This is a genomic window from Herbiconiux gentiana (assembly GCF_024978135.1).
Taxonomy (GTDB): Bacteria; Actinomycetota; Actinomycetes; order Actinomycetales; family Microbacteriaceae; genus Herbiconiux; species Herbiconiux gentiana.
The window spans coordinates 432,324-446,086 of sequence record NZ_JANTEZ010000004.1; the positions used below are offsets into that span (position 1 = coordinate 432,324).

16 protein-coding genes are annotated in these 13,763 nt (G+C 71.8%); 8 read left to right on the forward strand and 8 right to left on the reverse strand.

Annotated features, from left to right (window positions below; translation table 11 throughout):
* Positions 1 to 9: 9 nt before the first annotated feature.
* Positions 10 to 462 carry a VOC family protein gene (locus tag NVV95_RS12405; protein ID WP_259486841.1) on the reverse strand — a complete coding sequence of 151 codons (453 nt, stop codon included), beginning with the start codon at positions 460 to 462 and terminating at the stop codon, positions 10 to 12.
* Positions 434 to 871: a MerR family transcriptional regulator gene (locus tag NVV95_RS12410; protein ID WP_259486842.1), complete on the reverse strand. Its 438-nt coding sequence runs from the start codon at positions 869 to 871 to the stop codon at positions 434 to 436. The genes NVV95_RS12405 and NVV95_RS12410 overlap by 29 nt, the downstream gene beginning before the upstream one ends.
* Positions 872 to 936: 65 nt before the next feature.
* Between NVV95_RS12410 and NVV95_RS12415 the strand changes: the two genes are divergently transcribed.
* The gene (locus tag NVV95_RS12415) at positions 937 to 1,422 is read left to right on the forward strand and encodes a hypothetical protein (RefSeq protein ID WP_259486843.1); all 486 of its coding nucleotides are present in this window, start codon (positions 937 to 939) and stop codon (positions 1,420 to 1,422) included.
* Positions 1,412 to 1,723, forward strand: a complete 312-nt coding sequence (locus NVV95_RS12420) for a transcriptional regulator (protein ID WP_259486844.1) — start codon at positions 1,412 to 1,414, stop codon at positions 1,721 to 1,723. Before NVV95_RS12415 ends, NVV95_RS12420 begins: the two co-directional genes overlap by 11 nt.
* A 236-nt stretch (positions 1,724 to 1,959) precedes the next feature.
* Here the strand turns inward: NVV95_RS12420 and NVV95_RS12425 are convergent, their stop codons facing one another.
* On the reverse strand, positions 1,960 to 2,811 hold the full coding sequence (locus NVV95_RS12425; RefSeq protein WP_259486845.1) for a Rossmann-fold NAD(P)-binding domain-containing protein: 852 nt from the start codon (positions 2,809 to 2,811) through the stop codon (positions 1,960 to 1,962).
* An 80-nt stretch (positions 2,812 to 2,891) separates the two neighbouring features.
* Here NVV95_RS12425 and NVV95_RS12430 point away from each other — a divergent pair, with 80 nt between their 5' ends.
* The gene (locus tag NVV95_RS12430; RefSeq protein WP_259486846.1) at positions 2,892 to 3,305 is read left to right on the forward strand and encodes a winged helix-turn-helix transcriptional regulator; all 414 of its coding nucleotides are present in this window, start codon (positions 2,892 to 2,894) and stop codon (positions 3,303 to 3,305) included.
* Positions 3,306 to 3,410: 105 nt separating this feature from the next.
* On the opposite strand, the gene NVV95_RS12435 is transcribed toward NVV95_RS12430, so the two are convergent.
* On the reverse strand, positions 3,411 to 4,361 hold the full coding sequence (locus tag NVV95_RS12435; RefSeq protein ID WP_259486847.1) for a LysR family transcriptional regulator ArgP: 951 nt from the start codon (positions 4,359 to 4,361) through the stop codon (positions 3,411 to 3,413).
* Between the two features lie 71 nt (positions 4,362 to 4,432).
* Between NVV95_RS12435 and NVV95_RS12440 the strand changes: the two genes are divergently transcribed.
* Entirely contained in the window at positions 4,433 to 5,044 is a 612-nt protein-coding gene (locus tag NVV95_RS12440) for a LysE/ArgO family amino acid transporter (RefSeq protein ID WP_259486848.1), read from the forward strand.
* 42 nt (positions 5,045 to 5,086) lie between these two features.
* On the opposite strand, the gene NVV95_RS12445 is transcribed toward NVV95_RS12440, so the two are convergent.
* Both NVV95_RS12445 and NVV95_RS12450 read right to left on the reverse strand, forming a co-directional pair.
* On the reverse strand, positions 5,087 to 6,478 hold the full coding sequence (locus tag NVV95_RS12445) for an 8-oxoguanine deaminase (RefSeq protein WP_259486849.1): 1,392 nt from the start codon (positions 6,476 to 6,478) through the stop codon (positions 5,087 to 5,089).
* Positions 6,475 to 7,623 (reverse strand): XdhC family protein, encoded by a 1,149-nt coding sequence (locus NVV95_RS12450; RefSeq protein WP_259486850.1) that lies wholly within the window; start codon positions 7,621 to 7,623, stop codon positions 6,475 to 6,477. Before NVV95_RS12450 ends, NVV95_RS12445 begins: the two co-directional genes overlap by 4 nt.
* 20 nt (positions 7,624 to 7,643) lie before the next feature.
* On the opposite strand from NVV95_RS12450, the gene NVV95_RS12455 reads away from it, so the two are divergent.
* Positions 7,644 to 9,032 (forward strand): amidohydrolase family protein, encoded by a 1,389-nt coding sequence (locus NVV95_RS12455; protein ID WP_259486851.1) that lies wholly within the window; start codon positions 7,644 to 7,646, stop codon positions 9,030 to 9,032.
* A 40-nt stretch (positions 9,033 to 9,072) separates the two neighbouring features.
* Here the strand turns inward: NVV95_RS12455 and NVV95_RS12460 are convergent, their stop codons facing one another.
* Both NVV95_RS12460 and NVV95_RS12465 read right to left on the reverse strand, forming a co-directional pair.
* On the reverse strand, positions 9,073 to 10,050 hold the full coding sequence (locus NVV95_RS12460; protein WP_259486852.1) for a PDR/VanB family oxidoreductase: 978 nt from the start codon (positions 10,048 to 10,050) through the stop codon (positions 9,073 to 9,075).
* Positions 10,047 to 10,721, reverse strand: a complete 675-nt coding sequence (locus NVV95_RS12465; RefSeq protein WP_259486853.1) for a helix-turn-helix domain-containing protein — start codon at positions 10,719 to 10,721, stop codon at positions 10,047 to 10,049. Before NVV95_RS12465 ends, NVV95_RS12460 begins: the two co-directional genes overlap by 4 nt.
* A gap of 92 nt (positions 10,722 to 10,813) precedes the next feature.
* Here NVV95_RS12465 and NVV95_RS12470 point away from each other — a divergent pair, with 92 nt between their 5' ends.
* Genes NVV95_RS12470 through NVV95_RS12480 form a run of 3 tightly spaced genes read left to right on the forward strand, consistent with a single transcriptional unit; the run spans position 10,814 to position 13,733 of the window.
* On the forward strand, positions 10,814 to 12,106 hold the full coding sequence (locus tag NVV95_RS12470) for an amidohydrolase family protein (RefSeq protein ID WP_259486854.1): 1,293 nt from the start codon (positions 10,814 to 10,816) through the stop codon (positions 12,104 to 12,106).
* 8 nt (positions 12,107 to 12,114) lie between these two features.
* A complete protein-coding gene (locus NVV95_RS12475) occupies positions 12,115 to 12,888 on the forward strand; it encodes an ABC transporter ATP-binding protein (RefSeq protein ID WP_259486855.1) in 774 nt (257 codons plus the stop codon).
* Complete coding sequence (locus tag NVV95_RS12480; protein ID WP_259486856.1) at positions 12,888 to 13,733, forward strand: ABC transporter permease; 846 nt, start codon at positions 12,888 to 12,890, stop codon at positions 13,731 to 13,733. Before NVV95_RS12475 ends, NVV95_RS12480 begins: the two co-directional genes overlap by 1 nt.
* The last annotated feature ends 30 nt before the right edge of the window (positions 13,734 to 13,763 follow it).

Consider the following 13,763-nt stretch of genomic DNA (forward strand, 5'->3'; position numbering starts at 1 on the left):
GGACCACCCTCAGCGGGCACGGCGGTCGTCGGTCGCGAAACCGTCGCGCTTCTGTCGTTCGTCCAGACTCTCGAGCTCCTGGAAAAAGGTGACCTGCCATCCGGCCGGGCCCTGCACGCGAGCGTTGATCGTCTGGAACGGCGTGCGGGTCAGCGGTGCCAACACGCCGGCGCCGGCCGCTGCAGAGACCGCGACGGCCTGCTCGGTGTCGTCCACCTCGAGCGCCAGACGGAGGGTGGGCCCGGCGGAGGTCGGGCCACCGGCCGCGGACGGTGCCGCGTTCTCGATCGCGTCGATAGCCTGCACGTGCGCGTGCGTCGCCAGCTCGATCGTCGCGACACCGGCCTGCAGGATCGACACGCGATCGTCGCCTACCGTGGCGAACGCGGGCTGTTCGGGCATCCCGAGGACGTCGCGGTAGAACCGCACCGCCTCATCGAAGTCGTCGGTCTCGATGATCAATCGGAGCTGGCGCGGGGGCAGGAAAGTCGTCATGCTCACCACGATGCACGCTGACACGGGTGTGAGGGGCAAGCCCGAGCCGCGACCTCATCGCATCCAGGGCGGCCAGTTCGGCCCCGATCGAGCTCATCTCGCTCGTCAGACGGGCGGTCGCGGCGTCGAAGGCGGCCTGCAGCTCTCCGCGGTCCGGCTCCGGTGAGCTCAGGGCCGGCAGCAGCTCACGGATGACCGTGCTGCAGAATCCCGCCCCGAAGAGGTGCAGGATCCGCGCCACGACGGCCAGGTGCCCCTCGCCGTACCGCCGCTGGCCGCTCGCCGTGCGCTCGGGTTCGAGCAACCGCTGCTCCTCGTAGTACCGGAGCGACCGCGGGCTGACGCCGCTCCGCTCGGAGAGCTCACCGATCCTCATCCCCCGATTCTCACCCATGGCGACGGATGTTGCTTAACCGATCGGCAAGTGAAACACTTAGCCGCATGGAAAGTGACACGAACGACCTCGATGCCGGCCTCGGTGGCCGGAACGACGGAGACGCTGCGCGCGAGGCACTGTCGGCACTGAACGCCGATCGGGAGGTGCTGGCCGACCGCATCCGGACCCCCGCCTGGTACTACCCGCTGCTCGCGCTCGCCACTGCGCTCATCATCGGGTCGCCGGGCGCCGGGATGCCCGGCCAGTCGGTGCTGGTGGTGTTCGGCTGCCTCGGCATCGTCTTCCTCTCCCTCGCATATCAGCGCATCACGGGCATCACGATCACCCGGTCGGCCGGCCCGACGAGCCTCACGACCGCCATCGTGCTCGGCATCACGATCGTGCTGCTGCTCGGCGTCTCGTTCGCCCTGACCGCCACGGGGCACGCCGCGTGGGTCTGGGCGTCGGCGGCCGCCGCGTTCGCCACGATGTGGATCGGCGGCCGGGTCTACGATCGCGCCTTCGATCGCGAGCTCCGCCGTGGTCACTGACGACGGATTCGACGAGCAGATCCACGCCCCCACCCGGCTGCGCATCTGCGGTCTCCTGAGGCCGGTCGACTCGGCGGAGTTCTCGACGCTGCGCTCGGCACTCGGACTCTCGGAAGCCAACCTCTCCAAGACTCTGCGCAGTCTGACCGAGATCGGGTACGTGACGGTCAGCAAAGCCTCGTCGGCGAGTCGCGGCGACCTGCGCCGCACGACCGCGGTGGCGCTCACCCCCGCGGGGCGCCGGGCCTTCGACGGGCACGTCACCGCCCTCCGACGGATCGCCGACGGCCTCGTCGACTGAGATCCCGGCCTCACAGAGCGCCGACGTCACAACGAGCCGGCGGCGCGGGATGACCCGGCGGGCCGCAGCGCGCACCCGCCGCCGCGCGCACGGCAGCGGCCGCGAGGTCGAGTGCCCGGGTGCGCAGCTGCCACTGCTGCCGGTACAGTCGGCCAGGCCTCCGTCGAGAACTCCCCCGAGTCGGTCTGCCTCAGGACGGTCGTGGCAGCCGCCGACGAGGACACCACCCGTCCGGGTCAGGTCGCGAGCGGCTCGCGGATGTCTGTCGTGGAGGGGGGCGGCACGGCGTCGCCCAGAGCCCGGGCAGCCGCCGCGGCGATCGCGAGGGTGTCGCTGGGCTCGCGGCCCAACACACGCGTGAGGTCTGGCCCGGTGGTGTCGAGGAAACCGTGGCGGACGCCGGAGTAGATGGACATCAGCATCGCCGGCTGGAACGGTTTCAACCCAGCGCGCTCGAGCGTCGACCGGCGTTCGTCGAGCGTGACCTCGTCCAGCGGAACGTTCAGGAGTTCGGCCACCTGCTTCGCCGTGATCGGCGGGCCGACCAGGTCATAGGTGCGCCCTCGATGCGCGCGTGGCGCTTCGGCGACGATGGCAGCGGCTTCTGCCAGATCACCTCGGCTCACCGCGGCCAGCCCACCACCGCCGAATGCAGACGTCAGCCGCGGGCCGGACCAGTCGAGAAGTGAACCGAACAGCTCGGCGTACAGACCGTTCCGCAGGATCGTCCAGGACAGCGCGCTCCGGCGCAGCCGACGCTCTGTCCACCTGTGCGCGAGGGCGAAGCCTAGGTGGTCTCCCGCAGAGGTCAGACTCGTATACACCACGTGCTCGACGCCGTCGCGTTCAGCGGCGGTGAGAACGGCATCGTGCCGAGCGATGACGACATCGTCCTCGGCCTCGCCTGCGGAGACCAGGACGAGCGTGTCGACGTCGACGAGCGAGATGGTCTCGGGATCGTCGAAGTCGAGTCGTCGTGTGCTTCCCTCACCACCGCGGCTGCTGCCGGTGGCCAGGACACCGCGATGCGAGAGAGCCGAGAGGATTGCGCTTCCGAGATGGCCCGAGGAGCCGGTGACGAGGATCAACAGATCGCCTTTCGTGGTTCTGTTCAGTAACTAGGCTGATTCTGTTCCGGGCTCTCGGCCCGTCACAAGGAGGCAGTCTCGTGTCACTGACGCACACAGAAGTAACCGCCGAGCTCGAGCCCTGCGGAAAGAACGAGCACCCGGATTGCGGCATCCGCGATGTCCTGGATCGGGTGGGCGACAAGTGGTCGGTGCTCGTCGTCGTGGAGCTCTCGACGGGAACGCGACGATTTCGGGAGTTGCAGCGCGCGATCGACGGGATCTCCCAGCGCATGCTGACGCTCACCCTCCGACGACTCGAGCGTGACGGTCTGGTCGAGCGAACGGTCTATCCGACGATCCCGCCGCAGGTCACCTACACCCTCACGGGTTCGGGCAGCAGTCTCACTCATCTCGTCCGTGCCCTTGCGGACTGGGCGATCGAGCAACGCCCCGCCATCGCCGAGGCTCGGCGGAGCTACGACGAGGCCAATCCGGGTCACACCATCAGCTGACCGATACGACGTCTGGTCGCACTGACGCCTGCCGGGCACCGGACTCGACGGCATCGGCCGCGTTCCGACGCCTCGTCGAGGGCCCGGCATGTGATGTCGCCGGTGTCATGACGAGCCGGCGGCGCGGGATGACCCGGCCGGCCGCAGCGCGCGCCCAGCCGCGGCGCGCACGGCGGTGGCCGCGAGGTCGAGTGCCCGGGTGCGCAGCTGCCACTGCTGCCAGTACAGCGGCACGTCGATGTACGCCCCCGGCGCCAGCTCGACGAGCCCCTGCGCCGGCCGCTGCAGCTCGGGGATCATCCCCCAGCCGAGCCCGAGCCGCACGGCCTCGACGAAGTCGGCCGACCCCGGCACGTAGTGTCGCGGCGGGTCGAGGCCGGCGCCGACGGGCAGCGAGCGCAGGAACCGGTGCTGCAGCTCGTCCCGGCGGTCGAAGACCACCACCGGGGCGCTCGAGAACCCTCGCGGTGCGTCGAGCGACCAGCGCGACACGAAGTCGGGTGTGGCGAGGGGCAGGTAGCGCATGACGCCGAGGAGCTCGGACGAGCATCCCTGCACCGGGGTCGCCGTCGCGCTCACCGCGGCCATCACGGCGCCGTCGCGCAACAGCGCGGCCGTGTGCGACTCGTCCTCCCGCACCAGCTCGAAGGCGATCGAGTCGGCCAGGGGCGCGAGAGCCGGCAGCAGCCAGGTCGAGAGCGAGTCGGCGTTGACGGCGAGCGGCAGGCGCGCGAGTGCCGGACGGATGTCACCCGAAGCCCCAAGAGGAGCAGCCGATGACGGTGACGACGCAGTACCGCCCTCACCGAGCTCGCCGGCGACGTCCGCCGAGAGCGCCGACACCTGCCGCGCCAAGCGCAGCACCGCCCGCCCCGACTCGGTCGCCGTGATCGGGCGACTGCGCCGCAGCAGCACACGCCCGGTCTCGTTCTCGAGCGCCTTGATCCGCTGGCTGACCGCCGACGGTGTCACCGACAGGATGCGCGCGGCACCGTCGAACGAGCCCTCGTCGACGGCGGCTCGCAGTGCCGCCAGCTGGGCCGAGTCGAAGTCCACATAAGCAACGCTAATGCAGAACCAGAAACATTAGCTAGGCGCAGACCAAGAACAGCCCTACCGTCGACAGGGTGACCGACCTCCTCCCCGTGCTCGCCGGCCTCGGCTTCGGCCTCTCGCTCATCGTCGCCATCGGCGCCCAGAACGCCTTCGTGCTGCGTCAGGGGCTGCTGCGCCGGCACGTCCTGGCGGTCGTGGTGGTCTGCGCGCTCTCCGACGCGGTGCTGATCGCGCTCGGCATCAGCGGCCTGGGCCTCGTGTTCGAGCGGCTGCCGGTGCTGATGGTGATCGCCCGGATCGCGGGGGCAGCGTTCCTGATCGTCTACGGGTTCCTCGCAGCCCGCCGGGCGCTTCGGCCGGCCGCGCTCGGCGAGGAGGGGCCGAGATCGTCCGCGGGGCTCGCCGCCACGATCACCACCGCGCTGGCTCTGACCTGGCTGAACCCGCACGTCTATCTCGACACCGTGGTGCTGCTCGGCTCGGTCGCCAACTCGCGCGGCGACGCCCGCTGGCTGTTCGGGCTGGGCGCGATGGCGGGCAGCGTCATCTGGTTCACGGCGCTCGGCTTCGGCGCGCGACTGCTGCAACCGATCTTCGCCCGGCCGGGCGCGTGGCGGGTGCTCGACGGCATCATCGCTCTCGTCATGCTCACGATCGCGGCGTCGCTGCTGCTGGGGCTGTGATCGGCCCGAAACGGCACCATCACACGAACGGCGACCCGACAGCTAACCCAGTAGCGCCGAAACGGCCCGAGACACCCCCCGCGCGACCTCCCCCGACGACACCCGCACCAGCTCCCCCTCCCGCACGACCTCCCGCCCGTTCACGAGCAGCAGCGCCAGGGGCGGCTGCGACCCCAACGTCAGCGCCGCCACCGGGTCCACGATCCCCGCGTGAGCCACCCCGTCCACCTTCCACAGCGCGAGATCCGCGAGCTTTCCGACCTCGATCGACCCGATCTCCCCCGAGCGCCCGAGCACCCGCGCGCCGCCCATAGTCGCGATCCGCAACCCGTCGCGCCCGCTCATCGCCTGAGCTCCGCCGCGCAGCCGGTTGACGAGCACCGACATCCGGATCTCGGTGCCGAGCTCCCCCGACTCGTTCGAAGCCGACCCGTCGACCCCCAGGCCCACGGGCACTCCCGCCGCGAGCAGCTGCGGGATCGGCGCGATCCCGGCCGCCAGCCGCGCGTTCGACGAGGGGCAGTGCGCCACCCCGGTGCCCGTGGCCGCGAACCGGGCGATGGCGGGCTCGTCGAGATGCACGCAGTGCGCCATCCACACGTCGTCGCCGAGCCAGCCGAGGTCCTCGAGGTACTGGGTGGGCGTGCGCCCGAAGCGTTCGAGGCAGAACGCGTCCTCCTCGACCGTCTCGCTGCCGTGCGTGTGCAGCCGCACCGACCCCGGCAGGCTGCGCGCGAGCACCGCCGCCTCGCGCAGCAGGTCCGAGGTCACCGAGAACGGCGAGCACGGGGCGATCGCGATGCGCACCATCGACGAGCGCGACGGGTCGTGGAAGTCGGCCACCGCATCCGCACACGCCTGCAGCGCCGCGGCGGTGGTCTCGACCGCGAAGTCGGGTGGCAGCCCGCCCTGCGACGCGCCGAGGTCCATCGACCCGCGCGTCCCGTGCAGCCGCACGCCGAGGGTGGCGGCGGCGTCGACGATCGAGCCGAGGATGTCGCCGCCCCCGCGCGGGAACACGTAGTGGTGATCGGCCATCGTGCTGCAGCCCGAGAGCGCCCCCACGGCGAGCCCGCCGAGCGCCCCGGGCCCCACCGTGTCGGCGGTGATCCGCGCCCAGGTCGGGTAGAGCGCAGTCAGCCAGTCGAACAGGATGGCGTCCTGCGCGATCCCCCGGGTCAGCCACTGGTAGAGATGGTGGTGGGTGTTCACGAGCCCGGGTGTCAGCAGGTGCCCGCTCGCGTCGATGCGGGTGACGGATGCTCCCGCCGACCACGAGGCCGGCGCCGAGCCCGCCCCCACCGCCACGATATCGGTGCCCTCGACCACCACGTGGCCCGAGACGTGCTCGGTGCCGGCGGCGTCGACGGTCGCGACATAGGCGTTCTCGATGATCGTGCGAGCGGGCAGGATGGTGCGGTCAGGCTGGCTCATGAAGGTCTCCCGATCGGTTCGGTCGTCGACGCGGCGTGGATGGCGCCCCGCGTCTCGCGCAGCGGCACGCCCGACGCACGGCTGCGCGCGGCGATCACCTCCGCGAGGATCGACACGGCGGTCTCCTCGGGCGACGACGCCCCGAGGTCGAGGCCGATCGGCGAGTGCAGCCGCGTCAGCGCTTCGTCGGAGACCCCGTGCGACCGCAGCGCCGCGAGCCGCCGCTCGTGCGTCGCCCGCGACCCCATCGCCCCGACGTAGGCCACGTCGAGCGCCAGCGCGGCCTCGATCAGCGGCACGTCGAATTTGTCGTCATGGGTCAGGATGCACAGCACCGCCCGCTCGTCGAGCTCGGTCTCGGCGAGGTAGTCGGTGGGCCAGCGGTTGACCACCTCGGCAGCGGGGAACCGCTCGGCCGTCGCGAACACCGGCCGGGCGTCGCAGACGGTCACGCGGTAGCCGAGCAGGGCGGCGGCGTTCGAGAGCGCGATCGAGAAGTCGACGGCGCCGAAGACGATCATCCGCGCGGGGGGTGCGCTGACGAGCAGCACCGTCTGCACGAGGTCGCCGTCGCAGTCGACGGGGCGCCGCACGGAGCGGCCCCGGTGCACGGCCGCGACAAGTTCTGAGCGGATGCGCTGCCGCCGCGCATCCGGAGCAGCACCCGAGGCGGTCAGCACCTCGACGGCGCCCCCGCCCGGCAGCACCAGCGCCAACCCGGCCGCCCGGCCATCGCGGGCCAGCCGGAGCTCGGCGAGCACGTCGTCGTCGGCCGTCGAGAGCGGACGCACCACCACGGTGAGCCGCCCCCCGCACGACAGCCCGACGGCGAAGGCGTCGTCGTCGGTGAAGCCGAAGGTGTGCACGGCGGTCGAGCCCGTGGCGAGCACGTCGCCGCAGGCGTCGTAGACCGCGCCCTCCACGCAGCCGCCCGAGATGCTGCCCATCACGCGGCCGAGATCGTCGACGGCCATCGAGGTGCCGAGCGCGCGCGGGGCGCTGCCGTCGACCTCGATCACGGTGGCGACGGCGAGGCGGCGGCCCGCGGCCAGTGCGTCGAGCAGCGCGGATGCCAGTTCGAGCATCAGCCCACCCCCTCCGGAACCGCGGCACTCGAACCAGAGCGCGTCATCAGCCTGACACATGACTCTGTTAGACAATCCGCATGCTGATCATCACCGACGCCACCCGCATCCTGGTCGACGCCACGACCGAGCTCGAGGGCGAGGCGGCCCGGCGCTTCGTGGTGGGCGAGACCGCGGGCGAGCCCGTGAGCGAGCCGGCACGCGAGACGCCGGGGTCGCCGACTGAGTCGGTGAACGGGATGCACGCCCCCACCACGGGCCCGGAGCCCGAGCACCTCGACGCCACCGGCTGCGTCATCACCCCCGGCCTCGTCAACGCCCACCATCACCTGCTGCAGACCGCGTTCCGCACCCTCCCCGGCACCCGCGGGGTGCCCATGCACGTCTGGCTCCCCACCATGGCCGCCGCGTATGCCGCCGTCGGCATAGACCCCGAGTCGGCCGATGTCGCGGCCCGCGCCGGCATCGCCGAGGGCCTCCTCAGCGGCGTCACGACCATCGCCGACCACCACCTGAACTGGCCGGCGGGCGCGAGCACCGACGACACCGTGGCCATCGCCCGGAGCGTCGCCGACGCCGCCCGCGCGCTCGGCGGCCGCCTCGCCTTCGTCCGCGGCTCGGCCCGCGACGACCCCGAGCAGGCCGCCGCCTCGGCCGACGCCATCGCGACGGCGCTGATCGAACCCGGCAGCCGCGGTGTCACCGCCGACGGCCTGCTGCAGCTCGCGGTCGGCCCCGCCGGTGTGCACAGCGACTCCGAGGCCACCTTCCGCCTGCTCGGCGAGGTCGCCGCCGCCCACGGCCTTCGCCGCCGCACCCAGGCGAACGAGCAGGTCGACGTCGCCATCGCGCTCGAGAAGTACGGCCGCCGGCCGATCACCCTGCTGGAGGAGTGGGGCTGGCTCGCCGACGACGTCACCGTCGCCCACCTCTGCGCGGTCACCGACGACGAGATCGCCCTGCTCGCCGAGCGCGGCGTCACCGCGACGCACGCGCCGGGCTGCGACCTGCCGATGGGCTGGGGCATCGCGCCGGTCGCGGCGCTCCGCGACGCGGGCATCACGGTCGGTCTCGGCACGAGCGGCGGCGGCAGCAACGACGCGGGTCACCTGCTGGCGGATGCGCGGCTCGCGATGCAGGTCGCACCCCTCGTCGGCCCCCCGCTCGACGCGCGCACCGTGCTGGGGATGGCCACCGAGGGCTCGGCCACCGGCCTCGGGCGCCCCGAACTGGGCCACCTGCGCCCCGGCGCCGCGGCGGATCTCTGCGTCTGGGACGTCTCGGGGGTCGCCGACGCGGGTGTGGCCGACCCGATCGCGGGCCTGCTGTGGACGAACCCCGGCCGCCGCCCGCGCCACGTGGTGGTGGGAGGGCGCGTGGTCGTGCGGGACTACGAGCTGGTCGGCCATGACGAGCGGGAGCTGGCGGCCGACGTCGCCCGCCTGCTGACGGAGCGAAGGGCGCGGTAGGAGCGGAAGGCGCTGACGGAGCGGACCTCGCGGTAGCGCGTCACAGCTCCAGCACCAGGCGGGGGCAGGCGGCCCGGGACACACAGATCATCATGACCTCGTTGTCCTCCTGCTCGGCCGGGGTGAGCACCGAGTCGCGGTGATCGACCTCGCCCGAGACGACAGGGGTCTCACAGGTGCCGCAGGTGCCCTCCCGGCACGACGAGAGCACGAGCACGCCCGCCTCCTCCACGACGTCGAGGATGGAGCGGTCGGGCGGCACCTCGAGGGTCATCCCCGACAGCTCCAGCTCGACCTCGAACGACTCCCGGCGCACCGGCTCGGTCACCTCGCGGGCCTCGAACCGCTCGAGGTGCAGCGCGTCGGCGGGCCAGCCGGCGTCGAGGGCCACCTGCTCGAGCTCGGTGAGCATCCGCGACGGGCCGCAGCAGTACACGGCGACCGGCGCCGAGGGGGTGCCGCCGCTGAGGCTCGACAGGGCGAAGCGGTGCCCGAGCTCGGAGGTGTAGACGGTCACCCGGTCACCGTAGGCGTCGACGAGCTCGTCGACGAAGGGCATCCGCTCGAGCGAGCGCCCGGCGTAGGCCAGCGTGAACGGGATGCCCGCGGCGTCGGCCGCCCGCATCATGGGCAGCAGCGGGGTGATGCCGATGCCGCCCGCGACGAACGCGTACGAGCCGCCGGGCGGCACCGCGTGCAGCCCGAAGTGGTTCAGCGGGCCGCGCACCCGCAGCGTGTCGCCCTCGTGCACGTGGGCGTGCAGGTGCTCCGATCCGCCGCGGCCGTCGGGCTCGCGCAGCACGGCCACCTGGTAGACGCTGCGGTCGGCGGGGTCTCCGCAGAGCGAGTACTGGCGCTCGACCCCGGGCTGCACCTCGACGTCGAGGTGGGCGCCCGGCTGCCACGGGGGCAGTGGGGCTCCGTCGGCGGCGCGCAGAGTCAGCAGCACGACGTCGGTGGCGACGGGCCGGGCGGAGGCCACCACGGCGTCGATCTCGGGCAGGGTCAGGGCGCTCATCCGGCCCTCCGCTCTTTCACGATGAACAGGTGGTACTCGGCCGAGACCGCCGAGCACCAGCGGTGCAGGGTGCCGCCGGCGTAGTGGATCGAGTCACCGGGGCCGAGCTCGAAGCTGCCCTCGTCGGCGAGGTCGACGAGCACGCGGCCGCTCACCACGTGCAGGAACTCGTCCTCCTCGTGGGTGTAGAACTCCCCCACCGAGACGTTGGAACCGCGGAACTCCATCGGGACGAACGGCACGTCGCCGTGCACCAGGATGCGCGCCTCGCCCCCGCCGAACGGCCCCTGGGGGCCCTCCATCGACCGCACCAGCGAGACGCGCTGGGTGACGCCGCCCGGCACGAGGTCGTCGGTCGCCGCCGCGATCAGCTCGATCTGGCTCGAGCCGAGGGCCCGGGCGATGCGCTCCAGCGACAGCATCGACGGCCGCGCGTGCCCGCGCTCGAGCTGCGACAGGAAGGGGTGCGAGAGCTCGGCCAGCCGTGCCAGCTCCACCAGGGTCAGCCCGCGCGCCTGGCGGAACGAGCGGATGCGGGCGCCCAGGCGCTCGGTCTGCTCGTCGAGGGCGACGCTTCCGGTGGAGATGGCTGGTCCTTTCGTCGGGTGGTCACAGAGACAGTAACCACTGACCGTCGCCGTAGCGAAATCGTGCGTGGGCCCAATTAACATTCGGAAATGCTTGCGTTACGTGCCGGAAACGAGCCATCCGTAGCGTGGCCCCTGTTGAAGCCATCAACATTCGAACCGGAGAGGAGCACCCTATGTCCGTGCTGCCCCGAACCCTCCGGTTGCTGCGATCGGCGACCCTCCCCGACGGCCGTCTGGTCGACGTCGAGCTCGACGGCGACACGGTCTCGGCCGTGCGCCCGGCCGGCAGCAGCGCGCGCTTCGACGACTCGACCGACGCCGAGAGCACCCTCGACCTCGACGGCTTCCTGCTGCTCCCCGCCCCCGCCGAGCCGCACGCGCACCTCGACAAGGCGCTCTCCTGGGACTTGATCGACCCGCCGATGGGCGACCTCGGCCTCGCGATCGAGTCGTGGAAGCGCTACGCCGCCACCATGACCACCGCGTCCATCGCCGACCGCGCCCGGCGCCAGGCCCTCGCGATGCTGCAGAACGGCACGACCGCCATCCGCTGCCATGTCGACCTGCTGCACGACGACGGACCGGCCGCCGACTCGATGCGCGGCGTGCGCGCCCTGGTGCAGGTGCGGGAGGAGCTCGCCGGACTGGTCGACCTCGAACTCGTCGCCCTGGCGGGCCCGAATGCCAGTGACGCCCAGGTGCGCGAGGCGCTCGACCTCGGCGTCGACCTCGTGGGCGGAGCCCCGCACCTCGCCGACGAGCCCGACGCCGACCTGCGCCGCCTGCTCGCCATCGCCACGGAACGCGGCGTCGGCGTCGACATGCACACCGACGAGAGCCTCGGGGGGCCCGTCACGATGGGCACCCTGACGGAGGTCGTGCGCGACTGGCCGGCGAGCCGCCCGGCGACCGCGGGCCACTGCGTGCGTCTCGGCACCCTCGAACCCGTCGAGCTCGATCGGCTGATCGAGGGCATCCTCGCCGCCGACCTCGGCATCGTGACCCTGCCGATCACCAACCTCTATCTGCAGGGCTGGCAGCATCCGGTCTCGACGCCCCGCGGGCTCACCGCCGTGCGAGCCCTGCTCGACGCGGGCGTGCGCCTCGGCGCCGGAGCCGACAACGTGCGCGACCCCTTCAACCCGGTGGGCCGGAGCGACGCGCTCGAGACCGCCTCCCTGCTCGTGACCGCCGGCCACCTCACTCTCGACGAGGCCTACGCCGCCGTCAGCACCGGGGCCCGCGACGTGATGCGCCTGCCGCGCGCCGGCGTCGAGGTGGGCGCGAAAGCCGAGCTGCTGGCCGTGCGCGCCGTGAACCTCTCGGATGCGGTCGCCAACGCCTCGGCCGACCGCTACGTCATGCACGCCGGCCGCCTGGTCGCCCAGAGCTCGGTGAGCCGCAGCATCGCTCCGCTCGCCGGATCCCCCGAACCACTCCCCGAACTCCAGTACGAAACGAGGTGAGAAGCGCCATGACCATCGCACCCCCCGAGGTCGCCCCCGCGACCACGACCGGTCAGCTGCTGCATTTCGAGGACGTCGCCATGACGTTCCCGAACGGCACGACCGCCCTGTCCGGCGTCGACCTGACCGTCAACCGCGGCGAGTTCGTCACGGTCGTCGGCCCCTCCGGCTGCGGCAAGTCGACGCTGCTGCGCATCGCCTCGGGCCTCACCCCGGCGACCGAGGGCGTGACCCAGGTCGACACGAGCCGCATCGGCTACGTGTTCCAGGACGCGACCCTGCTGCCCTGGCGCGACGTGCAGTCGAACGTCGAGCTGCTCGCCGAGCTGAACGGGGTGCCGAAGGCGAAGCGCCGGGCGACCGCCAAGCAGGCCATCGACCTCGTCGGGCTCTCCGGCTTCGAGAAGCACCTGCCGCGCACCCTCTCGGGCGGCATGAAGATGCGCACGAGCCTCGCGCGCAGCCTCACGCTCGACCCCGAGCTGTTCCTGTTCGACGAGCCGTTCGGCGCGCTCGACGAAATCACCCGCGAGCGCCTGAACGACGAGCTGATCAAGCTCTTCACCGAGCAGCAGTTCGCCGGACTGTTCATCACCCACTCGGTCTCCGAGGCGGTCTACCTCTCGACCAAGGTCGTCGTGATGTCGGGGCGCCCCGGCAAGATCGTCGACACCTTCCCGGTCGAGTTCCCCCTTCCCCGTGACCCCGAGATCCGGTTCACCGCCGAGTTCGCCGAACTCTGCGGCAAGGTCTCCCACGCCCTCCGAGAAGGCCACCACTGATGACCACCACGCCTCCCGCCCCGCTGAAGAACCGCACGCTGATGCGGCCCGCCACGGTGAAGAAGTCCCGCTCGAAGACGATGACCTGGCTGCCGCCGATCCTCGTCTTCCTCGCGCTGATCGGCGTCTGGTACGCGATCACCTACCTCGTGCTCGACGAGAAGCGCCGCTTCCTGATGCCTCCGCCGCACGAGGTCGTCGCGGCGTTCTTCGACCCCGACACCCTGAGCGAGATCCTGGTCGCCCTCGGCCGCACCACCGCGGTCGCCCTGGTGGGTCTCGCCATCGCCATCGTGATCGGCGTCGTCTGGGCCGTCGCGATGAGCCAGGCGAAGTGGGTGGAGCGCTCGCTCTACCCCTACGCCGTCGTGCTGCAGTGCATCCCGATCCTCGCCCTGGTGCCGCTGATCGGCTTCTGGTTCGGCTTCGAGTACCCCGCCCGCATCATCGTCTGCGTGATGATCGCGTTGTTCCCGATGGTCTCGAACACCCTGTTCGGCCTGCAGTCGGTCGACCCGGGCCAGCGCGAGCTGTTCCAGCTGCAGCGCGCCAACCGCTGGACCGTGCTGACCAAGCTCGAGTTCCCGGCCGCCCTGCCCGCCATCTTCGCCGGCATGCGTATCTCGGCCGGCCTCGCGGTGGTCGGCGCCATCGTCGGCGACTTCTTCTTCCGTCGCGGCGAGCCCGGTCTCGGGTCGCTGCTCAGCACCTACACCGCCCGCCTGCGCTCGGCCGAGCTGTTCGCGACGATCTTCGTCGCGGCCCTGCTCGGCGTGGCGATCTTCGCCCTCTTCGGCTGGATCGGCAAGCGAGCGGTCGGCCGCTGGTACGACTTCTCGGCCTAGTTCCGGATGCCCGTACCGCCCCCTCGACCC